We start from the raw sequence: 22,152 nt of genomic DNA on the forward strand, positions 1-22,152 counted from the left end.
CACTGCAAAGTATTTAGGACAAAAGTCTTACTCAATGAGTGTCGGTTCAAATAAAAAGGAGATACTAATCAAAGGAGCCGGTGTATTTTTGATTCGGATCTTAGGGTATGGCTTGGGGTTTATGTTTATTTGGGTAGTGGCCAATAAATTTGGCCCAAAGATACAAGGAATTTTTTCTATTTCTTTTTTGTTTCTATCGATTGGTACAATGGTTGCCAAACTTGGGGTTGAGACAGCATTGGTCAAATGGGTCGCTAGTATATCGTCCCTCCGATTGAAAAAGAAGGTTTACCTAAAATCGTTACAGGTAGTTTTAATTAGTTCATTAATTGTCTGCGCCGGTATCTACCTGCTTGCCCCATTAATATCCAAAATGTACAGTAAACCGGACATTGAAAGCAGTATAAAAATTGCGGCCCTCGCGATACCATTTTTATCCATTATAGATGTAACGGGAAGCTATTTTAAAGGCCAAAAGAAGATTATAATTTTTGGCCTGTACTTTCATTTTGCAAAGTTTTTGGCCCCTTTGCTGACCATCCTAACGTTCTACATATTATCAACTCAACTTTTGGAAGCTCCTATTTTGTCCTATTTATTGGGACTATCATTGGTAGCGATTGTAATTGTTACCCACGTTTTGTTTGTTCTTAGAAAGTTTGGTAATCAATCCACCGACTTGTATAAAACCGCATACATCATTTCAGAATCATACCCTATGATGATTTCCTCAGCAATAGTTATGATAATGGGCTGGAGCGATATTTTTATTTTAGGGTTCTACGAATCGGAAGAGATGATAGGCATATACAGTACTGCGATTAAGATTGCAACTGCGGTTTCATTTGTATATAATGCCGTTGCGACAATAGCAACTCCTAAAATTGCGGCTTTTTACAAGGACAAAAATCATAAACAACTTAGCGAAACGATTTCATTCTCTTCAAAAATCATCTTTTTGTTTAGCTTTCCCATATTTTTGATATTATTTTGTTTTCCAACTAGTTTTCTTGGATTTTTTGGCGATGAGTATGTTTTAGGGGAAAACGTTCTGCGAATTTTACTAATTGCACAATTTACCAATATCGTTACCGGCCCGGTAGGGCCAATTTTCCAAATGACAGGGAATCAAAAAAAACTTCAACACTATATAACCATTTCTTTGGCAATAAACATTTTGTTTAGTGTGGCATTGGTAAATTTTCTTGGGGTAGTGGGGGTTGCCATTGGGAGTGCACTGGGCATGATGGTTTGGAACATTATGGGAAGTAAATACATAAAGAAAAAACTGAAACTTAAAACGTATTACAATTTTAAATGATTTTGGACAAGGCACAGACTAACTTAATAACAGTAACAGCTTTATTGTTCTTCTGTCTTGTTTCTTTTTATCTGATATCAGTATTTGGGTTTACTGTGGACCACAAGATATTAGTTCAAGGAATGTGTATTGGATTGATTGTTTGCTTCCTAGTAGTCTTTCAGAAAAAATTGTTTAAGCCCTATCTATTTATTCCATTTGTTTCGCTAGCGTATGGTTTTATGGGAGGAATAAACTTCATTAAAAGAGGGTCTCATGTCGATTTCAATAATGAACTCTATTTTATGCTGTTTGTGTTTTTTATAATGCTCACATATACAGTTTTAAGTTTAGCTACCGTGGTAACTAAAAGGAAACTGAATTTCAAAAGTGTTTTTACCGAAAAAGCATCTTATTTTATGCTTGGCACGATTGTTTTGCTCGGGTTGTTGAGTGTTTTGATTGACTGGATGCAGATTGGAGGTGTTCCATTGTTCTCTGGATCAGGTGCTCGAAAGGGAAGCAAGCCATTGTTCAGGTTAATATACATAATAGCTATTTTTTTAGCTTATTATAAAGTGGTTTTAAAACCCACAAGATCCAATAAGATGTTACTGGGTTTGTTTGTCGTATGTGCAATATTGTCCGCATATAGGACGTCAATTGTTTTCATACTTATCATTCTATTTTTTAACGTTGCCAAAACGGATTTTTTTAGAAGGAACTTAAAGAAGATTCTTATTCTATTTGCACTTTTATTTTTTTGTATCAATCTACTAAAATTGCATCGTGATGTAACTGAGTATGGCATTGACCATTACTATGAAATAATGGATAAGGAAGAACTCCCCAGAAAGTATCTTCTACTTTCACCTATAATACATACTATAAGAGAGGGGCCTCAAATATTTCAGCAGATTAGAGAAAACTTAAATGGTGATTATGGAAAGGGAAAGTATTTTTTGGAACATATATCTACCTTTTTACCAGGAAAACAAAGAAACTACGGATATATATACAACAACATAGTCAAGGCCCCAACGGACAATACAAAAACAGGGACGATTATAGCTCCATTTTACATTGATTTTGGAATTATTGGAATTTGTTTTTTGGGAGTTATCCTAGGGTACTTGAACTATACTTTTGACCTAAAGGCAAGATATTCCATATATGCGCATATGCTTTATATGTATATTGTTTCTTTCGAAATTACTTGGATCCATGGAGGGGCACCATTTTCTCCTACTTTTCTTTTGGCCCTTGTCTTTTTTATGTTTTCATGGCCTTTTGTTGGATTGATAAAAAGAGAACTGTGAATCCATGAAGAAAGCGTATGTTCTTACGGTCATAATCATGTTTTTGGGGTGTTTGCCACAAAAAAGGAACAATCTTAAGGTTTTTGTTGACACCAATGAGGCCATCTTCAAAAAGGAACTCGCAGAGAATTTTTCGAAAGACAAGAATAGCAACTTGGTTGATTTTAATAAAACCGGTTTCACAGTTGCCTTTTGGATGCATTCCCGCAACTATTCTGAAAATGGAGTGCTTTTTAGTCTGAATTTATCAAATACGGATGAGTTACGAGAAAGTCTTCTAACGATAATGGTTTCTAAGCAAAGACTTTCTGTACTAGCTAGGAGAAAAGATTTCAGAAAAAAAAATTACTATTTTAAAAATGACTTTTCTAAAAGGTTTTTAGAGTTGCCAACCTTGGACCTTAATGAAAAATACTTTGTATCCTGTACATATTCCAGTATTACAAAAGTACTAACTATCTATACTGATGGAGAAAAGTACCTTGAGGAAAAGATTAATATTGATTTTAAGGGAGATATGACATTGAGGATTGGGTATACGGTAGATAATTTGGTAAACAAGTATTTTTTAAAAGGCGAATTGCGTCAATTTTATATCTTTTCTAAGATTCTTGAAAAGGAAGATATAATTTTACTTATGAATTTGACTTTGATTCAGAACTACCCTTTAAATTAATGAAAGATATTTTTTCCTCTTTCATCGAAGAACATGGCTACAGAAACTTGGCTTTTCTGACCTATGTTTTTTTGCTTTTTTATCCAATGGATGTCACCAGTTCCGTCCTAGCTATATATGTTCTTTTATTTATTTTTGAAAGACCCAAGTCAACCTTGACAAGATATTCTTTTTGGAAAGCATATTCTTTTGGAGCTATCCCTGGTTTGATTGCGCTTTCTGCGTTCATAATATTTGGGTTCGAATACTATGGGCTAAAGGAGGTTGAAAAAAACATTACTTTTTTCTTACTCCCTTTTCTGTGCTTAGTAGATTATGAATCTATACGAAAGCTTAAGACTCAAGTTTTTACAGCCCTATTTTTAGGCATACTATCGCTTGAGGTGGTTTCTCTGTTTATTTTTTTAGCTACAAATGACACGAAAACCTTTTACGAATATCTTTTACTCAATTACAACAGAGAATATTTGTCAGATTACGTAGCATTACACCATGTGTACTTTTCACTTGGAATTGCGATTGGATTGCTGGGAGTAATATATTACCGCTCAAAGATTAAAATAAATCCGATTTTGTTAAATGGATTGATCGTCCTTTCCTTTATTTATAATCTAATGCTATTTGCAAGGGCTCCCTTGTTTATTTTTTTGGTTCTTTTAATTATAGTAATGCTAAAAAATAAACACCTAAAGATGTTTTTGGTGCTTTTGGTTCTATCATCAGCTTTACTGACAATATTCAATAAGGAGTCTTATAATTTTCAAAGACTGCTAATTAATTCTGAAAACTCGGATGTTGCGAATAGAATAAAACTTAACAGGGTTTCCTGGGAGATATTCAAGTCGTCCCCTTTCTTCGGTGTTGGTCCGGATAGGATTAGATATGAACGGTTAGATGGGTATCGAAAAATAGGACATACCTCGGCATATAAATATACGTATAACTCCCACAATCAGTATTTTAATTATTTAAGTGTCAATGGCCTTTTAGGGTTTTCTGTTTTCATATTTATGGTGTTATATAGCCTTTACATTTTGATGAAGAATAGACAATGGCTACTGTTACTTTGCTTTTTGCTCTTTTACCTTTCCTGCCTTTCAGAATCATATTTATCAAGGAACAAGGGAATTGTTATATTTAGCCTTTTAACGGTATTATTTTTGACAAATAACATTTCGGTATTCCAAAAAAATGGAGAAAGAAACAAAAAAAATCTTGCTGATAAATAATGCCTATCCTACGAAAAATTATCCCAAACGAGGAAATTACATAAAGGCAATTGAAGACTGCCTGCTGGAAGCGGGTTTGATTGTGGATAGATTGGTTCTTAATTCAGATTATAACAGCAAATTGCAAAAAGCATACGCATATTTTAACTTTTATCTGAGGATTTTGGTTTTCAAAAAGTATGGCCAATATGATTATGTTTACATTCATCATTTTGCCACTTACTTTATTCCTTTGACCATCCATTTAAGAAGAATAAAAAGAGTGGTCATCAATTTCCATGGAGGGGATATCATACCCACAAGTTTTATGGCCAAGGCTGCCAACATAATGTCATATAAACTCATGTTGCCCAGTTATACCTATATTGCTCCTTCCGAATATTTTAAGACCAAAGTAAAGGAAACTATATCCAAACTTAGAAATTCCACCTTCATAGTTTCTCCAAGCGGAGGGGTGGATACCAAGCTTTTTTGTCCACAATCTGATTACAAAACCTCTAATAAAAAGACTTCAGTGGGTTTTGCATCGGGCATTGATTATAACAAAGGTGTAGAGGACCTGATTTATGTTATAAAAAAATACCGTTCTAATAACATCGAATTTCACATTATTAATTTTGGAAAGCATCAGGAAAAATATCTTGATCAAATAAAATCTTTTCATAATGTGGTGATGCACGGAACTTATAAAAAAACGGAAATGCCCAAATTTTACGCAAAAATTGACGTCCTTTTTTTTCCTACAAAAAGCGAAAGTCTTGGTTTGGTAGGTTTAGAAGCTATGAGTTGTGGAGTTCCGGTTATAGGACCAGATGATTTCGCACTTAAAAAATTTATCGTGCCAGGTATTTCTGGAGAAAAGTACAATTCATCTATAAAACATGCTTATACCGAGGCAATGGAAAATTTCCTTACAAAAAAAGGGAGTTACGAGCCTACATCAATAATAAAAAGAAGCTATTCCAAGGAATACGTAGTAACTCAATTTAAGTCCATTTTTTCTTGAACCCCATGATAGCAAAACTAAGATGGTATTACAATAGACTAAAACTTATGGACTTTGAGGAGGTCATTTTTTATAGGCTTCCACAGGCCCTTCAGTCAAAGATTTTCGGACGAGTGCAAGCAAGGCAAACACCTAAACCATTAAAAGCCGATAGCAATTTTGAAATAATCAGATATAGTGTCGACAGCCTGGAAAAATTATTTGAGGTGTCACCAATTTCAACTCGTTATAATTTCTTTAATGTTGAAGTTGATATTCTAAAAATAAAAGATTGGCGAAAGGATTTTCACAACGAAATATCTTCTCCAATTAAATATTATGGTTCGCTAAATAGACAGGATTTTAAGAAAAATGGTGATGTCAAAATTGTTTCAGAACTTTCCAGGTTACATTTTTTGCCTTTTCTGTCACTTAAGTATCTGGAGAGTAAAGAAGATGAGTATTTAAATGGCATACAAGCGACCCTGACCACCTGGAACGCCCAAAACCCATATCTCAAATCTATTAACTGGACGTCAGGCATCGAAGTGGCCATTAGGAGCGTAAACCTGATATATTCTCACATGGCTCTTAAGCAAGCCGATAAATTTCCCGACAAACTGGAAAAGGAATTACTTTCGCTGCTTTCGTTTAATTATCAATTTTTAAAAAATCATTTATCGCTTTACTCTTCGGCCAACAATCATTTAACAGCCGAACTGATGGGTCTTGTGGCAATAAGCACGTATTGCGTGTTCGGTCAAAAAGAGCGAAATAAATGGAAAACCTTATTGTTTAGGGAAGTTATGTCCCAAGTCAACAAGGATGGGGTGCATATGGAACTGAGCACCAGATATCATGCCGAAGTAACAGATCAATTGTTGATTGCATTGCACTTTTTGAGTGGAATAGGCATCCAGATTCCGGCAGAGATTGAAAATAGACATAAAAAAATGTTCGAGTTCATAGAGCATGTGACCTACCATGATATTGAGACTGTTTTTGGAGATAGTGACGAAGGGTATGTTATAGAACCCTATTTTGTAAATAATTTTTCTTTATACAAGTCACAACTGGCATCATCCAACCATCTTTATGAAAGTTCCTATAACTCTTCCAACACAATTGATTTTAGAAATTACCTAATTTTTGGGGAAAGCTTTCACGTTTCTGAAAAGAAGAGCGCCCTAGTCGACACCTTTTTTAAATCTTCTGGTTACTGTTTTATGTATGACCATATGCATGGAATAAAACTAAGTTTTGATGTTGGAGAGATGGGAGACAACGTTTCTTCCGCGCATGGGCATTCAGATATGTTACATTTCACCTTACAACAACATGGATTGGCATTTATTATAGATCCAGGAACTTATCAATATCATTCAAGAGAGTCTTTCTGGCGCGATTATTTTAGGGGAATTACGGCGCACAATACCATAAGCATCAATGGCCAGCATCATGCGGTGATGAACAATAGAATGAGTTGGATCGCCAAACCTAAGGCCCCAGAAGCCACAGTTTCTTTTTCAAGCAAAAAATCAACTTGTTCCGGAAAGCATACTGCTTTTTTAAATCAGGGAGTCATTCACCAAAGAGTTGTTACTCTTAATAGGAAAGAAGGCCAGGTGGTTATTTTGGATTCCCTTGAGAAGGAAAATGACGAAGAAGTCTTAGCGAGTATTTTTTTTCATGTTCACCCAGATGCTCAAATGGGACACGACGGAAATAGTATTAAAATAAAACATCTTGATGCCGAATTAGAACTTAAAAACAATGAATTTTGCAATGCAAAAATATTCGATGGCGATGACCAAGTTCCAATGGGGTGGTTTTCCCCGAAATACAACCTAAAACAAAAAACAAAGACTATTTGCATAAATCTAGAAGTTGTTAAAAGCATAGAATTGGAAACATACATTAGTTATTGTTAGTAGATTATTGAAAATGGCAGAACATGGGGTTGAATTATAAAAACCAATAGGGCAATAAAGAAATTTAGGATGAACATAATATATCTTCTAGGAGCTGGCAGAAGCGGGACAACACTATTGGCCACTGTTTTAAATGCCAATAAAAATATTGTCACAGTTGGAGAAATGCATCAATTTGGAGATTATCTTGTAGAAGACAAAAAATGTTCATGTGGAGAACATTTGGAGAAATGTTCCTTTTGGGGAAGCATCATGCGAGAGCTGGAAAATGTGCAGCAGGAACTAAGGAGTTTGAATACAAGGATAAATAAAAAAGAAAACCACAGGAACATCCCTTATTTATTATTCAAAAAAAAGCCAGATTCTGAATATCTATCGGTTCAGGAAAAGATTTTTGAAAAAATACATAAACAATGCACTGAAACATACCTTTTGGATTCATCCAAATACGTTGCCAGATATCTTTTGCTCTCAAGAAGTTCTAAATTGAAAGTAAAGGGGCTATACGTGACTAGAGATGTGAGGGGAGTAGTGAACTCATTCTCTAAAAATGTACAGACTACCAAAAAGCCCGTTGCCACAATTTTATATTACCTTTTGATAAACTTTTTTGCTCAGATTGTAGCATGGTCCGATAAAAGGGTTCTCAAAGTAAGATATGAGGATTTTGTCGAGGACCCTTTAAGTCAGTTATCAAGGATTCAACTGCATATTTTCGGAGAAGAGGATAAACAATTAACTTTGTCAGAAGAAATAAAAATGCCTCATATTATTGGTGGGAATCGGATGAAGCATAACAAAAAAATAAACATTTATCCAGATTATAAATGGAAAAAATCCCTTAACAGAAAAAAACAAGTTTTATATTACCTTGTTACACTGCCTTTTATGGTCATTAACCGATACAAGATTTGAACCTTTTACTAAAACACACACATTGGATTCTTTATTTGGTGGTTTTTACACTTCCAATGTACACCAAGGTCAATAATGGTTTTTTGGTGTTGTACATAGGGCTTCGTCTTGTAGAAATTTTATCGAACCCTACCAAGTCAAACATCAAAAAGATTTTGCTCAGGGGAATACCGGTTTTTGCGTTTTTTGTTTTGGCCATGCTTGCAGCCTTTCGATCATGGGATTGGGAAAACATCTATTATTTAGAAACTCATTTATCTCTGTTATTTGTCCCCATTGTACTAATTTCTGAAAGTGGTCTTGATACCGAAAAAAGAAGAAAAATGTTTCTGGCATTGGTATTCGGGTGTTTGGTCACCTTAGCCATATGTTACATTAACCTCATTTTGGGAATATTAAGCAAAGAAGAGTCTTGGGGAAATTGGTTTGCATGGGATAATATAGGGCATGGTTTCACAGCTGTTGCAGATACACATCCCACTTATCTTGGCCTTTTTATAGCCACTTCGATTTTGTTTTTAATTCAAGACGAGTCTTTTTCAAAGCTGTGGAAATATTTTTTCTTAATTGTTTTTGTGTTCGGATTATTTCAGTTGGCCAGTGATATGGTAGTGCTGTTATTGTTTATGTTTTTTGTGTACTTGGCAATTAGCAAAGTATCTACGTATAGACAGCAACTTATGGTGTTAGTTTCCGGAATCGGTGTTTGTGCGCTGGTTTTCTGGACCATGGGAGATAAATATATGAACAATAGAATGTTCTCCGTGGATAGTATTTTGGATGAGAAAAGAATTGAAAGATGGGAGGTTTCCTATGAGATTTTTAAGGAGAACCCCTTTTTTGGTGTAGGATTTGCAGAAATTGATTCCATAAGAAGGCAAAAGTATATGGATGGGGATTACTCTTTGGCAGAGGCAAATGACTTGAATGCCCACAATCAGTTTTTAGAATATTTAAGTATAAACGGAGCTATCGGGGGCTTCACGTATATTATGTCACTAGGACTCTTGTTTCTGCTTAGCGTCTATAGAAAAGACTATCTATTTACGTTTATTTTCTTCGTCTTTATTCTTGCAAATATTACTGAATCTACTCTGGTTAGGATAAAGGGAGTGGAATACTTTGCCCTATTTTCCTCTTTATTTTTAAGTTGGACGAACAGGACGAAAAAATAAGCGATGAACATATATATTACCTTGGATTATGAACTTTTTTTCGGCTCTAAGAGTGGAACCGTTGAAAAATGTATCATTCAACCTACGCAAGAATTACTTAAGATTACAGAACCCTATAATATTAAGTTTACCTGCTTCGTAGATTCGGGCTTTCTACTTGCCTTAGAGAAGAATAAAGCAGAATTCCCTCAACTTCAATCCGATTATAAAAACATATGTGATCAAATTAAATATTTGGCCAGTGAAGGTCATGGAATTGAATTGCATGTTCATCCACATTGGGAAGATTCCTATTATGACGGAAGCAGATGGATTTTTAACACGGATAGATATAGACTTTCTTGTTTTTCTGAGAATAGGATTGTTGACATTATTACCCGCTATACTGAAGTTTTAGAACGAATTTGCGGAATTCGACCACAAGCATATAGGGCAGGCGGATGGAGCGCACAACCCTTCGAACCTATTGGTAAAGGGTTGCGAAAGAACCGTATCATGGTGGACAGCACCGTATACCCGGGAGGAAAATATAAATCCAAAAACCAGGTTTTTGATTTCTCACAAGTGGAGCAATACAAGACAAAGTATAGATTTTCACATGACCTTGTCCAAGAAGATGAAAATGGGGAATTTACGGAAATTCCAATAAGTTCATACAAAGTTCCTCCTTGGTTTTTTTGGAAATTTATTTTTGTAAAAATTTTCAAACAAGCAAAGCATATTCCCTATGGAGATGGGAATGCTCTTTCAATGGACAAGCGGAATGTATTAAAACTACTTCTTAATTTTTCTCATAGTGTGGTATCCATAGATGGTTATAAAGCATCCTTACTAAAGAATGCATTTCCAAAGTATCGCTCCAAAACGGCAAACAAGGGAAATCTTGTTCTAATTGGACACCCAAAGGCATTTACTCAATATTCGTTAAAGAAACTTTCCGGTTTTATAGAACAAACTCATTTGGATCATTCATACAAAACCTATCAATGAATCGCATAAATATTCTAAATACCGCAATTGATAATTTTTCAATGGAAGAGACACTTGAGAAAGTAGTCAAGGCAATCGAACGCAAAGAACACCTTCATCATGTCGTGGTCAATGCTGGGAAAATGGTTTCCATGCAAAAAGATTTACAACTTAGGGAAAGTGTGAACAATAGCCACATTATAAACGCTGATGGCCAGGCTGTAGTTTGGGCCTCCCGCTTCTTAGGGAAGCCGCTAAAGGAGCGCGTAGCGGGAATAGATTTAATGGAGAATTTAGTGGATTCTGCTGGCAAACATCATCATAAAATATTTTTCTTTGGCGCTAAGGAGAATATAGTGAAGAACGTTGTGAAGTTATACTCGGAAAAGTATGGGGCGGATATAGTTGCCGGATACAGAAATGGGTACTTTAAAAAAGAAGATGAAAAGAAAATTGCAAAGCAAATAGCGGATAGTGGAGCTCAAATATTGTTTGTTGCCATGAGTTCTCCCAAAAAGGAGAATTTTTTATTTGATAATAGGGCGGTCCTGGCAAAAGTCAATTTTATTATGGGAGTAGGTGGCAGTTTTGATGTAGTTGCCGGAAAAGTTAAACGAGCACCTTTATTCATGCAAAAAGTGGGATTAGAATGGTTTTACAGATTTATTCAAGAACCAAAACGTATGTGGAAAAGATATTTGATAGGTAATACTAAGTTTATTATTATGGTGTTCCGCGAGCGCTTTAAATTTTAATACTTTTAACCACCAAGTGCCAATATTTAAAAGCCTATATGTTTTTTGGGTTCACAAAGTATTCAGATTTAATAAGACCAATGTCCTTGATAATGGATTTATTGGTAATCAATCTTTTCGCGTATTTTTTGCCCATCAATCTTGAGGAACCTGTTTTATTTCATATTTACATAACAGGTGGATGGGTTATTTTTTCACTTAGAAATGGGTTCTATAGAATTCATCGATATACGAAAGTGCCAATTATTTTCAGGAAAATTTTCACCCAATTTTTTTACTTTTTTTTGATATTATTTGCTTTTATTGGGTTTTTTAAACAGCCTTTAATGAGCCGCTATGCATTGGCTCAATATTTTGCTTTAGTGATGTTGACGGTGGGGATAGCTAAACTTGTCACCTACATTTTCTTGATGCAGTACAGAGGCAATCTGAAGGGCAACTTGAGAAACGTTGTGGTAATCGGTAAAAACAAGAAGACCGACCAATTAATTTCCGTTTTCAAAGAACGAACAGAATTCGGATATAACTTTCTAAAGCAATTTTCACCTTCAACCTTGGAGTTTGATATGATAGAGACGCTTAATTTCATAAAACAAAATAAAGTTGATGAGATTTATTGCTCTATTTCCGAATTAAAAAATGAAGAACTTAGTGCCTTCATAAACTTTGCGGATAATAACTTAAAAACATTAAAGTTTATTCCCGATAACAAGAACATTTTTGCCAAAAAACTAAAATTTGAATATTACGATTATATCCCTGTGTTATCATTAAGGGACATTCCTTTGCACAATCCCATAAATGCCTTTTTAAAACGGAGTTTCGATGTAATTTTTTCATTGATTATCATTTTTGGACTATTGTCTTGGCTTATTCCTTTACTTGCTATCATTATAACTGTTGAGTCAAAGGGGCCGGTATTCTTTAGACAAAGTAGAAATGGAATTGATAATCGAGAGTTTTATTGTTATAAGTTCAGATCTATGGCACCAAACAAGGATGCCGATAATCATTCAGCGACCAAAAATGATATGAGAATTACCAAAGTGGGTAAGTTTATTCGAAAAACAAGCATCGATGAGCTTCCACAATTTTATAATGTTTTGTTTGGTACAATGTCGGTTGTTGGTCCAAGACCCCATATGGTAAAACATACCAATGAATATGCTACAAGTGTCGATAAATATATGGTACGTCATTTTGTTAAACCAGGAATTACAGGATTGGCGCAAGTTAGAGGTTATCGTGGGGAAATTGAGCAGGAGATGGATATCTTAAACAGAACAAAATTTGATATCTTTTATATAGAAAACTGGTCAATGTTCTTAGATTTGAAAATCATGGTACAAACAGTATTGAATGCTATTAAGGGCGAAGCAAAGGCCTATTGATTATGAAAAGAACCCTAATTACAGGCGCAGCAGGCTTTTTAGGCTCACACCTTTGTGATCGATTTATCGCGGAAGGCCATCATGTAATAGCCATGGACAACCTCATTACTGGCGATCTTAAAAACATTGAACACCTCTTTCCGTTGGAGCGATTCGAATTTCACCATCATGACGTATCTACTTTTGTGCATTTGGGAGGTGATTTGGATTATATTTTGCACTTTGCTTCTCCGGCTAGTCCGATTGACTATCTAAAAATCCCTATTGAAACCTTAAAAGTAGGTTCATTGGGCACACTGAATTTGTTAGGGTTGGCTAAGGATAAAAATGCACGAATTCTAGTGGCTTCCACTTCAGAAGTATATGGTGACCCATTGGTTCACCCTCAAAATGAAGATTACTACGGAAACGTGAGCCCAATTGGTCCAAGGGGGGTTTACGACGAAGCCAAACGTTTTATGGAATCCATCACCATGGCCTATCATAGGCATCATGGCTTAGATACGCGTATAGTTCGAATTTTTAACACATACGGTTCGCGAATGCGTTTAAATGATGGCCGTGTGGTACCTGCCTTTATGGGCCAAGCTCTCCGCGGGGAGGATTTGACGGTTTTTGGTGATGGGTCCCAAACCCGTTCCTTTACGTATATCGATGATCAGATAGAAGGGATCTATCGTCTTTTGATGAGTGACTATGCGGAACCCATCAATATTGGAAATCCAGATGAAACTACGATTCTGGAGTTCGCACAAGAAATCATAAAACTTACAGGAACTGACCAGAAAATAGTCTTTAAATCCTTGCCAGCAGATGATCCGCTGCAACGTCAGCCTGATATTTCAAGAGCAAAAGAGATTTTGAGTTGGGAGCCCAAAGTGCATCGTTCAGAGGGCTTGAAAAAGGTGTATGAATACTTCAAATCTTTGTCTCCAGAAGAACTACGCCAAAAAGAACATCGCGATTTTTCACATTTAAATGGGAAATAAGTACGCATATCTAGCGTCTGCTATTTGAATTGAATTATTTTTGCCAAAATTTTAATCGATGAACATTCTTATCCTTGGTTCAGGAGGTCGCGAGCATGCGATAACCCATAAAATTTTGCAAAGCCCGAAAGTTCAAAAATTGTTTGTTGCCCCAGGCAATGCTGGAACGGCAACAATCGCCTCTAACGTTGAGGTGGGGGTAAACGATTTTGAAGGAATTAAGAACGTCACTTTAAAAGAGAATATCGATTTAGTGGTTGTTGGTCCTGAAGACCCACTGGTAAATGGCATTCATGATTTTTTCTTGAACGATTCGCAACTTAAGAACGTTTCTGTAATTGGTCCTCAAAAAGTGGCCGCTGAATTGGAAGGAAGTAAAGAGTTTGCAAAAGAATTTATGATGCGTCATAGCATTCCAACGGCAGCTTATCAAAGTTTTACATCAGAAAATCTCGAAGAAGGATATACGTTTTTGGAAACACTTAGTCCGCCCTATGTACTTAAGGCGGATGGACTGGCAGCTGGAAAAGGCGTTCTTATTCTCAAAGATTTGGATGAAGCCAAAGATGAATTAAAAGCGATGTTGTTGGATTCCAAGTTTGGAGAAGCCAGCGCAACGGTCGTTATAGAGGAGTTCTTGGATGGAATTGAATTGAGCTGTTTTGTACTTACAGATGGGACCAACTACAAAGTTTTACCAACCGCAAAAGACTACAAGCGAATAGGGGAAGGAGATACTGGTCTGAACACTGGAGGCATGGGCGCGATTTCCCCGGTTCCTTTTGCCGATAGTGCTTTTATGCATAAGATAGAGCAACAAATTGTAAAACCTACGGTAGAGGGCCTTAAAAAAGACAATTTACCCTATGTGGGCTTCATTTTTATAGGGCTTATCAAAGTTGGTGAAGAACCCAAGGTTATTGAATATAATGTTCGCATGGGAGATCCTGAGACCGAGGTAGTGATGCCACGACTGAAGTCAGATTTGGTGGAAATTCTTGATGCAATGTCAAAAGGGACCTTGGATGAAATCAATCTGGAAATTGACGAAAGAACGGCAACCACAGTAATGGCTGTTTCTGGAGGCTACCCCGAAGCTTATGAAAAGGGAAAGGAAATACAAGGGATAGGAACTATTGAAGATTCCTTGGTTTTTCATGCTGGAACAAAAGAGAGCAACGGAAAAGTGCTGACCAACGGTGGTCGTGTAATTGCCGTTACATCCTTCGGAAATAATTTCAAGGAAGCATTGCAGAAATCCTATCAAAATATAGAAAAGCTACATTTTGAAGGAATGTACTATCGAAAAGATCTTGGATTTGACCTATAGGTAAGAATGGGAGGTAATGCTTTTGTCTTCCTCACCATTATCATTAAAAATCTTAAGTTCTTTCATCCAATAAATCATGGAAATAAAACCGATGACGGCGAAAATCCAATTCACCGAATTGGAACCCCACCAGTTTTCCATAAATCGAAAGAAATCATAAGGCGCAAAAAGACCATTCACAAATAAGTCTTCAATACCGTAAAAAAACTTGCTCATCTTAGCTATATTTACTTTGCAAAAGTAGTAAAACCTAACATGATTTCAAGCTTTTTCGGGAAAACAAAACCGATAAATTATATCGTTTTATCGGTTTTCCTCCTCCTCTTTTACTCGATTCACTTACTATTCGGTACGGATATTGGGATTACCCTTGATACATTTCCTGAGGAACTGATTGTACTTGCCGTACTTTTGCTTTCATTATATATTATCAGTAGAATAGTTAAGGTCGAGAAAGTTACAGGCTTGAGCTCTTTCGCTATTCTATTTTTTACGCTGCTATTGGTAGCTTTTTCAGATACTATTGGGGATAAAAATGCCATTTTTGCCAACTTTTTTTTGCTTCTTGCGATTTGGAGATTGCTTGCGATCAAATCTATGAGAAGCGTAAAACATAAGATTTTTGACGCTACCTTTTTGATATGTGTCGCCAGTTTTTTTTACGACTGGACATTGATTTTTTTGATTCTTGTGTTTGTGGCAATCAACGTATATGATAAAAAACCTGCTAAAAATTGGATGGTTCCTTTGGTTGCGATTGCTACAGTTTTGATTTTGTCCTTTACTGTTTTAAAATTGAATGATTCCCTTGGGTTTTTTGAGGAACATTATCGTTTTAGATTGGATTTTTTGTTCATTGATTTTTTTGGACATAAGGGCATTATAAAACTACTGGTCTATACTTCGCTAATGTTAGTGGTTATGTTTCTAGTTTTTGTCAAAGTCCGAAAAAAGGGTGGTGGAAAACTAGTTTTACTTCGTATTGTTTTCTTGACTTTTGTTTTGGGCGCGGTCATAAGCTTTTTCAGATTCGATGGAGCATCTCCAGTCTTAATTACCTTTTTTCCAGTTGCTGTGTTTATGACAAACTATCTGGAAACCGTTAAAAAGATAAAGCTTAAGGAATTGGTCGTCGTTATCTGTGTGCTGTTGCCCATTTTACTTTTTGTTTTAGACCTTAACCTGTAAAAGGATAAAGCAATATCTTTGCCACAAATTTGTGAGCATGTTCAGTTCGTTTGCCTTTACTATTTTTCAACAAAGCATAGACACTTATCATATCAAGGATGATGTTTATCAGGAGTTTGTAAATCCTTATCCGAAGGATAAAGTGGAGCATTTGCTATACAGAAAGAATTGGATAGATACCGTACAGTGGCATTATGAAGATATTATCAGAGACCCTGGGATTGACCCGACTTCAGCCCTTGATTTAAAGCGAAAAATTGATGCTAGCAACCAAGACAGAACGGACCTTGTTGAATATATTGACAGTTATTTTCTCGATAAATATATAAGGGTTGAGGTGAAGTCAGATGCCACAATCAATACTGAGAGTCCGGCATGGGCAATTGATAGACTTTCCATTTTGGCTTTGAAAATTTACCATATGCAAGAAGAGGTAGATCGAACCGATGCATCAGCAGAGCACATAGATAAGTGCAGCAAAAAGTTGACAGTACTTTTAGAACAAAAGAAAGACCTTTCTTCAGCCATTGACCAATTGCTTGAGGATATCGAAACAGGAAAGAAGTACATGAAAGTTTATAAACAGATGAAAATGTACAACGATGATGAGCTAAATCCGGTACTTCGTGGGCAAAAAGGGTAAGCAGACCCATATTTTGATCATTCGCCTGTCTGCTATGGGCGATGTCGCCATGACGGTGCCAGTGCTAAGTGCATTACTAAATCAGTATCCACAGATAGAAGTTACCGTTCTTACCAAAAAATTGTTTCTACCTATTTTTTCCGGACTGGAAAATGTTAATGTATTTGAGGCTGATGTCAAAAAGCGTCACAAAGGGTTGGTTGGACTTTGGCGCTTGTACCAAGAACTGAAAAGTCTTCAAATTGACGCTGTTGCCGACCTGCACAACGTTCTAAGGAGCAGAATTCTTCAAAAATATTTCGGTCTTGGCAAAACCCCGTTTATACAGGTGGATAAGGGAAGGGCGGAAAAGAAAGCACTTACCAGAAATAAGAACAAAATTTTCAAACAACTAAAAAGCACCCATCATCGCTATGCCGATGTATTCACGGAGCTGGGTTTTCCTGTTGATTTGAAAAAAACAAAGCTTTTAGAGCGAATTCAACTTTCCGAGAATGTATTGGAACTTGTACGTCAAGATGCCAATAAATGGGTGGGGATAGCGCCTTTTGCCGCGCACGAAGGCAAAATGTATCCACTATATCTGATGAAAGAGGTTATTCAAAAACTAAATAATACCAATAAGTATAAAATATTGCTTTTTGGAGGCGGGGCCCATGAGGTTAAGCAGTTGGAGGCGATTGCCAAGGAAGGGGAGCATGTTTTGAATATGGCCGGAAGACTCAATTTAAAAGAAGAACTGTCTTTAATTTCAAACCTCGATGTAATGCTATCTATGGATAGTGGTAATTCCCATTTGGCGGCCAATTATGGCATTCCTGTTATCACAATTTGGGGCGTTACCCACCCCTTTGCAGGGTTTTATCCTTTTGGTCAGTCAAAAGAACATGCTTTACTGGCCAATCGGGAACGATATCCTTTAATTCCAACTTCGGTATATGGCAATAAATTACCCGCAGGGTATGAAACTGCAATGGAAACCATTACGCCTCAACAGGTAATAGATAAGATTATCACCCTGTTGGAAGGTTAAGCTACCGTTTGTCTCTCCGATATAGAATTAAAATAGTGCCTCATTTGTTGTATAAAGCGGTACTTAAGTTGTTGACCATTAGTTTCGGATAGTAAAGAACGGATGCCCAAATAGGAGGCAATAATGTAGGTTGCAACCCCCTCGCAGTCGATATGGCGAGCTATATACCCATCAATTTTGCCGTTTTTCAATACAGAGACCAAGTTTACCTCCCACACTTTTAGAATGTCTTTTAAGTACGAACTAATTTCAGAATTGCGTTTGTTGAATTCCGTGATAAAGTCATTCAGCATGAATCCATAGGCCATTTCATTGCTTTTACAGGGCTCCATGGCATTTTCCAAACTGTCTAGAATGGCATGTAATGGATTTTCATTAACATTAAGTGGTTCCACCAATAGGGCGTATACCTTTTGAACAATCAAATTTTGAACTATACTGATGAAGTAATCCTCCTTGGATTTAAAATGATAATAAAAGGCTCCTTTGGAAAGGTCTAATTCTGTTAAGATATCATCCAAGCTGGTATTGTAGTAGCCTTTTGAGTGAAAAATTTCAAGGCCCATGGCATGCAATCGGTGCATGGTTTCGCGTCGTTTTAGGTTTCGTTCCATAAGATTGGGTTTTGGGTTCAATTAGACCGTTAAGTCTGTTACAAAGTTTCTGCAGATTGGACCCAACCTCAAGAATCAAGGTTGTATTTGTAAGAAAAATCGGTGAAATGTCAAAATTGAACCTAAAACAAGTTCTCCTAAAAAAACTAACCGACCAGCCAGTCGGTTTAAGCGTTTCTTTTTAGGGATAAAGAACATCTACCAGGTAGACGAAACAATCAATTTAGATCTGAATCTTCAATGAAATTTCCGAACTTCAACCTGCCAGTCTGGTCAGGCGGATATCTTTTGATAAGGACAATTGAAACTGTACTTGGCTTAATCGTTGGCTGTTATTAAGATAATAAAATGATAAAGATGAACGATAATCACGGAATAGTTTTAATTCATGGGGCGGGATTAGGAAATTATGTTTGGAGCGAAACAAATAAACATTTAGATAGTCCAACCCTTCTAATAGAGTTTCCAAACCGAGAGATGGGGGGTAAAGTAAATGAAAAACTTTTATTTCAGGATTATCTTAACTCAGCTATTGAACAAATTGAGAACTGGGGAGTAAGTCAATTCACAATTGTAGCTCATTCAATTGGAGGTTCTATAGGTCTAAAACTAAACGACTATTTCAAAGAAAGAGTAAATGGATTTGTTGGAATAAGCGCGATAATTCCCAAGGATGGAAAATCGTTTGCTGACGTTTTCCCAATTCCACAAAGACTAGTTTTACCCCTATTACTGAAATTTTTTGGAACCAGGCCTCCTGAAAAATCGATTAAAGATGAATTGTGCAACGATTTAGAAAATTCCCAATCAGAAGAAATAGTTAGAAGGTTTTCCCCAGAGTCATCAAAATTGTATACAACTAAAATCAACTACGAGGCCTTGCCAAAAATGAGTATGTTCATAAAGCTTTTAAACGACAAATCGATTTCTCAAGAAATTCAAAATGAGATGATTGGAAATCTAAATTGTCAAGAAGTAGTAAAACTAAATTGCGGACATTTACCAATGAAAAGTAAACCAAAAGAGTTAGCAGAAATCATAAATAACTATATCAAAAAAATACAAGAACGATAAAGAACAAAAGTCATTGAAAATCTCGGAAGAATCAATGCTTTTTTATGCGATTGTTCGGGAAATACCAATAATGATGGCACTCCGTTCCCGAACTTCACTTATCGGATACTAAGAATCATTCAAATGATTCTTAGTTTGAACGCCCCTGTGGTACTAAAGAAAAAGAAATGAAAAAAAGCAAGAATTTGGCAAGTCGTATTCAAGAAGTCCTCTTGAACGGAAAATGGATAGCAAACACCAACCTACAAGACCAATTGAGAAAAACTACTTGGAAACAGGCCAATTATAAAATTGGAGATCATAATTCCATAGCCGAACTAACATACCATATTAATTACTATGTAGCAGGAATCCTAAACGTGTTGAATGGTGGCGATCTGGAAATTAGGGATAAATACAGTTTCGAAATGGAGAAGATTGAATCAGAAAATGACTGGCAAAACTTAATACAATCATTTATTTCCAACGCTCATTCAATAATTGAGAAAATTTCAAATAGTTCAGAAAATCAATGGAGTGAACTATTCGTAAAGGAAGAGTATGGTACTTACCAACGAAATATAGAAGGCCTAATAGAGCATAGCTACTATCATTTAGGACAAATTTCGCTACTGTTTAAACTAATAAATAAAGCGACCATTAACACATGATATCAGAGGAGGACAAATACCTTTTTAATGGGTCTTTCAATTAAAATTTCCGAACTTCACTCATCCGCAGGTATCGATTAATCAAATAATACATCCTTTTGGTAAGGACGTCTCTAAAAATGGGTAAAAAACGAAAAAACATAATTTATCTAACGGGTTTTATTCTACTTGTCGCTATCATAACCTTCTTACCAAGTGATACTTTTTCGCAAAGCAATGTGAGACCCAATATTGTTTTGATTTTAAGTGATGATCAAGGTTGGGGTGATTTAGGCATCAATGGAAATTTGAACCTACAGACTCCAAACATCGATTATCTGGCAAAAGAAGGAGCACAATTTACCAGATTTTATGTGAGCCCTGTTTGTTCGCCAACAAGGGCAGAAATCTTAACTGGAAGATACCACCCAAGAGGAGGAGTTTATTCAACATCGCGGGGAGGGGAACGATTGGACCTTGATGAAAAAACAATCGCTGACATCTTCAAATCCAATGGTTACAATACAGCAGCGTTTGGCAAATGGCATAACGGAGCGCAACCTCCATATCATCCTAACAATAGAGGTTTTGATGACTTCTACGGCTTTTGTTCGGGGCATTGGGGCAATTATTTTAATCCCACCCTCGAAAGGAACACAAAAATAGTAAAGGGAGAAGGGTTTATTATTAACGATTTAACCAATAAAGCACTTGAATTCATCGAAAAAAATAATGGAGAGCCCTTTTTCGCTTACTTGGCTTATAATACCCCGCATAGCCCAATGCAAGTGCCCGATAGGTGGTGGAATAAATATAAAGATGTAGTCCTTGATTCAACTCATAGATATGGTAGCAAGGAGAATGGAGATAAGACACGGGCCGCCTTGGCACTATGCGAAAACATTGATTGGAATGTAGGAAGAATTGTAAATAAATTGGATAGTTTGAAGTTGCTCGAAAACACCATTTTTATATATATGTCGGACAATGGTCCCAATGGGTGGAGGTGGAATGATGGACTTAAAGGAATAAAGGGCCATACCGATGAAGGAGGTGTAAGGTCTCCTTTTATAATGCATTGGAAGGACAGATTGAATTCAAAAAAAATTGACCACATGGCGAGTGCGATAGATATTTTACCAACGCTGATGGATTTGGCTAATGTCTCCGTTTCAAACAGTAAAAAATTGGATGGGAAGAGTTTAAAGCCTCTTCTTTTTGGATTGGATGATTCATGGGAAGACAGATATATTTTCAGTCATTGGAATGGAAAAGTAAGTGTTCGAAATCAACAATATATGTTGGATGATACCAACCAACTATTTGACTTGGATTCGGACCCTGGGCAGACAGATGCCATTGATAAACCTTCGGATTCAATACTTTCTGGCTTGATTTCAGCAAAGGAATTATGGGAAAATACGGTACTAAAAGAGCTTGACCGAAACAGAAAAGAAGTATTTCCAGTAGGATTTGAAGGTATGTACTATACTAATTTACCTGCTGATGATGCAGTATCCCATGGCAATATTCTCAGATCTAGCAGATGGCCTAACTCTTCTTATTTTACAAATTGGACAAATACAAAAGATAGCATCACTTGGGATTGTGACATACGTGTTCAAGGAAATTATAAAGCTACTGTTTACTATACCTGTAATAAGGAAACAATTGGATCCGTTCTTACCTTAAAACAAGGTAAAAATGAACTTGAAATCAAGATAACACAAGCTCATGACCCACCTATACTGGGCGCAGAATACGATCGCACTAAACGAGAAGAATCATTCCAAAAAGAGTTTAAGCCTCTGGAAATGGGAGTGCTGAATTTGGATAAAGGACTACACACTATCAGCTTAAAAGCGTTCGCTATAAAAGGTTCTCAATGTATAGATTTCAGGCAATTGGTTTTGGAGCGTATCAGATAGGAAATTGTTTTTATTCCTGAAAAGATAATATTTATGAAGTATATCAATCCCTAAAGCAGACCTGTTGATTTGTGTTTGA

22 protein-coding genes are annotated in these 22,152 nt (G+C 36.2%); 19 read left to right on the forward strand and 3 right to left on the reverse strand.

The annotated features are described in order from the left end of the window. The first annotated feature begins 34 nt into the window (after positions 1 to 34). From ACOKFG_RS03170 to ACOKFG_RS03180, 3 genes are read left to right on the forward strand one after another with little or no spacing between them, the layout of a single operon-like run. A complete protein-coding gene (locus ACOKFG_RS03170) occupies positions 35 to 1,321 on the forward strand; it encodes a flippase (RefSeq protein ID WP_298792841.1) in 1,287 nt (428 codons plus the stop codon). Beyond that, positions 1,318 to 2,619, forward strand: a complete 1,302-nt coding sequence (locus ACOKFG_RS03175; protein ID WP_298792843.1) for an O-antigen polymerase — start codon at positions 1,318 to 1,320, stop codon at positions 2,617 to 2,619. Before ACOKFG_RS03170 ends, ACOKFG_RS03175 begins: the two co-directional genes overlap by 4 nt. A 4-nt stretch (positions 2,620 to 2,623) precedes the next feature. Beyond that, positions 2,624 to 3,295, forward strand: a complete 672-nt coding sequence (locus ACOKFG_RS03180) for a LamG-like jellyroll fold domain-containing protein (protein WP_298792845.1) — start codon at positions 2,624 to 2,626, stop codon at positions 3,293 to 3,295. A 79-nt stretch (positions 3,296 to 3,374) separates the two neighbouring features. Here the strand turns inward: ACOKFG_RS03180 and ACOKFG_RS03185 are convergent, their stop codons facing one another. Further along, entirely contained in the window at positions 3,375 to 3,524 is a 150-nt protein-coding gene (locus ACOKFG_RS03185; RefSeq protein WP_298792849.1) for a hypothetical protein, read from the reverse strand. Between the two features lie 265 nt (positions 3,525 to 3,789). Between ACOKFG_RS03185 and ACOKFG_RS03190 the strand changes: the two genes are divergently transcribed. The 10 genes from ACOKFG_RS03190 to purD all read left to right on the forward strand — a co-directional run bounded on the left by ACOKFG_RS03190 (position 3,790) and on the right by purD (position 14,964). Next, positions 3,790 to 4,524, forward strand: a complete 735-nt coding sequence (locus tag ACOKFG_RS03190) for an O-antigen ligase family protein (RefSeq protein WP_422862177.1) — start codon at positions 3,790 to 3,792, stop codon at positions 4,522 to 4,524. Then, on the forward strand, positions 4,487 to 5,530 hold the full coding sequence (locus ACOKFG_RS03195) for a glycosyltransferase family 4 protein (RefSeq protein ID WP_422861845.1): 1,044 nt from the start codon (positions 4,487 to 4,489) through the stop codon (positions 5,528 to 5,530). Before ACOKFG_RS03190 ends, ACOKFG_RS03195 begins: the two co-directional genes overlap by 38 nt. 5 nt (positions 5,531 to 5,535) lie before the next feature. Further along, complete coding sequence (locus tag ACOKFG_RS03200; RefSeq protein WP_422861846.1) at positions 5,536 to 7,440, forward strand: alginate lyase family protein; 1,905 nt, start codon at positions 5,536 to 5,538, stop codon at positions 7,438 to 7,440. Between the two features lie 69 nt (positions 7,441 to 7,509). Next, positions 7,510 to 8,355, forward strand: a complete 846-nt coding sequence (locus ACOKFG_RS03205; RefSeq protein WP_422861847.1) for a sulfotransferase — start codon at positions 7,510 to 7,512, stop codon at positions 8,353 to 8,355. Beyond that, a complete protein-coding gene (locus tag ACOKFG_RS03210) occupies positions 8,352 to 9,530 on the forward strand; it encodes an O-antigen ligase family protein (RefSeq protein ID WP_298792856.1) in 1,179 nt (392 codons plus the stop codon). Before ACOKFG_RS03205 ends, ACOKFG_RS03210 begins: the two co-directional genes overlap by 4 nt. Before the next feature lie 3 nt (positions 9,531 to 9,533). Next, entirely contained in the window at positions 9,534 to 10,520 is a 987-nt protein-coding gene (locus ACOKFG_RS03215) for a hypothetical protein (RefSeq protein WP_298792858.1), read from the forward strand. Continuing rightward, positions 10,517 to 11,254, forward strand: a complete 738-nt coding sequence (locus ACOKFG_RS03220; RefSeq protein WP_298792860.1) for a WecB/TagA/CpsF family glycosyltransferase — start codon at positions 10,517 to 10,519, stop codon at positions 11,252 to 11,254. The genes ACOKFG_RS03215 and ACOKFG_RS03220 overlap by 4 nt, the downstream gene beginning before the upstream one ends. A 92-nt stretch (positions 11,255 to 11,346) precedes the next feature. Further along, positions 11,347 to 12,645 carry an exopolysaccharide biosynthesis polyprenyl glycosylphosphotransferase gene (locus ACOKFG_RS03225; protein ID WP_422862178.1) on the forward strand — a complete coding sequence of 433 codons (1,299 nt, stop codon included), beginning with the start codon at positions 11,347 to 11,349 and terminating at the stop codon, positions 12,643 to 12,645. 2 nt (positions 12,646 to 12,647) lie between these two features. After that, on the forward strand, positions 12,648 to 13,634 hold the full coding sequence (locus ACOKFG_RS03230) for a UDP-glucuronic acid decarboxylase family protein (protein WP_298792864.1): 987 nt from the start codon (positions 12,648 to 12,650) through the stop codon (positions 13,632 to 13,634). A 58-nt stretch (positions 13,635 to 13,692) separates the two neighbouring features. After that, positions 13,693 to 14,964: a phosphoribosylamine--glycine ligase gene (purD, locus tag ACOKFG_RS03235; RefSeq protein ID WP_299486985.1), complete on the forward strand. Its 1,272-nt coding sequence runs from the start codon at positions 13,693 to 13,695 to the stop codon at positions 14,962 to 14,964. Here purD and ACOKFG_RS03240 read toward each other — a convergent pair. Next, the gene (locus tag ACOKFG_RS03240; RefSeq protein ID WP_299486983.1) at positions 14,959 to 15,180 is read right to left on the reverse strand and encodes a DUF6341 family protein; all 222 of its coding nucleotides are present in this window, start codon (positions 15,178 to 15,180) and stop codon (positions 14,959 to 14,961) included. The genes purD and ACOKFG_RS03240 overlap by 6 nt on opposite strands. A gap of 39 nt (positions 15,181 to 15,219) precedes the next feature. Between ACOKFG_RS03240 and ACOKFG_RS03245 the strand changes: the two genes are divergently transcribed. From ACOKFG_RS03245 to ACOKFG_RS03255, 3 genes are read left to right on the forward strand one after another with little or no spacing between them, the layout of a single operon-like run. Then, complete coding sequence (locus ACOKFG_RS03245) at positions 15,220 to 16,152, forward strand: DUF6427 family protein (protein WP_299486981.1); 933 nt, start codon at positions 15,220 to 15,222, stop codon at positions 16,150 to 16,152. Between the two features lie 37 nt (positions 16,153 to 16,189). Continuing rightward, positions 16,190 to 16,795, forward strand: a complete 606-nt coding sequence (locus ACOKFG_RS03250) for a DUF4254 domain-containing protein (protein WP_299486979.1) — start codon at positions 16,190 to 16,192, stop codon at positions 16,793 to 16,795. Then, on the forward strand, positions 16,779 to 17,828 hold the full coding sequence (locus ACOKFG_RS03255; RefSeq protein WP_422861848.1) for a glycosyltransferase family 9 protein: 1,050 nt from the start codon (positions 16,779 to 16,781) through the stop codon (positions 17,826 to 17,828). The genes ACOKFG_RS03250 and ACOKFG_RS03255 overlap by 17 nt, the downstream gene beginning before the upstream one ends. On the opposite strand, the gene ACOKFG_RS03260 is transcribed toward ACOKFG_RS03255, so the two are convergent. Further along, positions 17,825 to 18,442 carry a TetR/AcrR family transcriptional regulator gene (locus tag ACOKFG_RS03260; RefSeq protein ID WP_299486973.1) on the reverse strand — a complete coding sequence of 206 codons (618 nt, stop codon included), beginning with the start codon at positions 18,440 to 18,442 and terminating at the stop codon, positions 17,825 to 17,827. The genes ACOKFG_RS03255 and ACOKFG_RS03260 overlap by 4 nt on opposite strands. 348 nt (positions 18,443 to 18,790) lie before the next feature. Between ACOKFG_RS03260 and ACOKFG_RS03265 the strand changes: the two genes are divergently transcribed. The 3 genes from ACOKFG_RS03265 to ACOKFG_RS03275 all read left to right on the forward strand — a co-directional run bounded on the left by ACOKFG_RS03265 (position 18,791) and on the right by ACOKFG_RS03275 (position 22,073). Further along, positions 18,791 to 19,516: an alpha/beta fold hydrolase gene (locus ACOKFG_RS03265; protein WP_299486972.1), complete on the forward strand. Its 726-nt coding sequence runs from the start codon at positions 18,791 to 18,793 to the stop codon at positions 19,514 to 19,516. Between the two features lie 167 nt (positions 19,517 to 19,683). Beyond that, the gene (locus ACOKFG_RS03270) at positions 19,684 to 20,166 is read left to right on the forward strand and encodes a DUF1572 domain-containing protein (protein WP_299486971.1); all 483 of its coding nucleotides are present in this window, start codon (positions 19,684 to 19,686) and stop codon (positions 20,164 to 20,166) included. 119 nt (positions 20,167 to 20,285) lie between these two features. Continuing rightward, entirely contained in the window at positions 20,286 to 22,073 is a 1,788-nt protein-coding gene (locus ACOKFG_RS03275) for an arylsulfatase (RefSeq protein WP_298792882.1), read from the forward strand. The last annotated feature ends 79 nt before the right edge of the window (positions 22,074 to 22,152 follow it).

It is taken from the genome of Flagellimonas rhodophyticola (assembly GCF_049332665.1).
Taxonomy (GTDB): Bacteria; Bacteroidota; Bacteroidia; order Flavobacteriales; family Flavobacteriaceae; genus Flagellimonas.

What these genes read in the sequence shown, in the direction of transcription:
- ACOKFG_RS03270 (WP_299486971.1), top strand. Translation starts at nt 19,684, where the DNA reads ATGAAAAAAAGCAAGAATTTGGCAAGTCGTATTCAAGAAGTCCTCTTG.
- ACOKFG_RS03200 (WP_422861846.1), top strand. Translation starts at nt 5,536, where the DNA reads ATGATAGCAAAACTAAGATGGTATTACAATAGACTAAAACTTATGGAC.
- ACOKFG_RS03275 (WP_298792882.1), top strand. Translation starts at nt 20,286, where the DNA reads ATGGGTAAAAAACGAAAAAACATAATTTATCTAACGGGTTTTATTCTA.
- ACOKFG_RS03185 (WP_298792849.1), bottom strand. Translation starts at nt 3,524, where the DNA reads ATGAACGCAGAAAGCGCAATCAAACCAGGGATAGCTCCAAAAGAATAT.
- ACOKFG_RS03195 (WP_422861845.1), top strand. Translation starts at nt 4,487, where the DNA reads ATGGAGAAAGAAACAAAAAAAATCTTGCTGATAAATAATGCCTATCCT.
- ACOKFG_RS03240 (WP_299486983.1), bottom strand. Translation starts at nt 15,180, where the DNA reads ATGAGCAAGTTTTTTTACGGTATTGAAGACTTATTTGTGAATGGTCTT.
- ACOKFG_RS03250 (WP_299486979.1), top strand. Translation starts at nt 16,190, where the DNA reads ATGTTCAGTTCGTTTGCCTTTACTATTTTTCAACAAAGCATAGACACT.
- ACOKFG_RS03265 (WP_299486972.1), top strand. Translation starts at nt 18,791, where the DNA reads ATGATAAAGATGAACGATAATCACGGAATAGTTTTAATTCATGGGGCG.
- ACOKFG_RS03205 (WP_422861847.1), top strand. Translation starts at nt 7,510, where the DNA reads ATGAACATAATATATCTTCTAGGAGCTGGCAGAAGCGGGACAACACTA.
- ACOKFG_RS03170 (WP_298792841.1), top strand. Translation starts at nt 35, where the DNA reads ATGAGTGTCGGTTCAAATAAAAAGGAGATACTAATCAAAGGAGCCGGT.
- purD (WP_299486985.1), top strand. Translation starts at nt 13,693, where the DNA reads ATGAACATTCTTATCCTTGGTTCAGGAGGTCGCGAGCATGCGATAACC.
- ACOKFG_RS03225 (WP_422862178.1), top strand. Translation starts at nt 11,347, where the DNA reads ATGGATTTATTGGTAATCAATCTTTTCGCGTATTTTTTGCCCATCAAT.
- ACOKFG_RS03215 (WP_298792858.1), top strand. Translation starts at nt 9,534, where the DNA reads ATGAACATATATATTACCTTGGATTATGAACTTTTTTTCGGCTCTAAG.
- ACOKFG_RS03260 (WP_299486973.1), bottom strand. Translation starts at nt 18,442, where the DNA reads ATGGAACGAAACCTAAAACGACGCGAAACCATGCACCGATTGCATGCC.
- ACOKFG_RS03175 (WP_298792843.1), top strand. Translation starts at nt 1,318, where the DNA reads ATGATTTTGGACAAGGCACAGACTAACTTAATAACAGTAACAGCTTTA.
- ACOKFG_RS03230 (WP_298792864.1), top strand. Translation starts at nt 12,648, where the DNA reads ATGAAAAGAACCCTAATTACAGGCGCAGCAGGCTTTTTAGGCTCACAC.
- ACOKFG_RS03220 (WP_298792860.1), top strand. Translation starts at nt 10,517, where the DNA reads ATGAATCGCATAAATATTCTAAATACCGCAATTGATAATTTTTCAATG.
- ACOKFG_RS03180 (WP_298792845.1), top strand. Translation starts at nt 2,624, where the DNA reads ATGAAGAAAGCGTATGTTCTTACGGTCATAATCATGTTTTTGGGGTGT.
- ACOKFG_RS03245 (WP_299486981.1), top strand. Translation starts at nt 15,220, where the DNA reads ATGATTTCAAGCTTTTTCGGGAAAACAAAACCGATAAATTATATCGTT.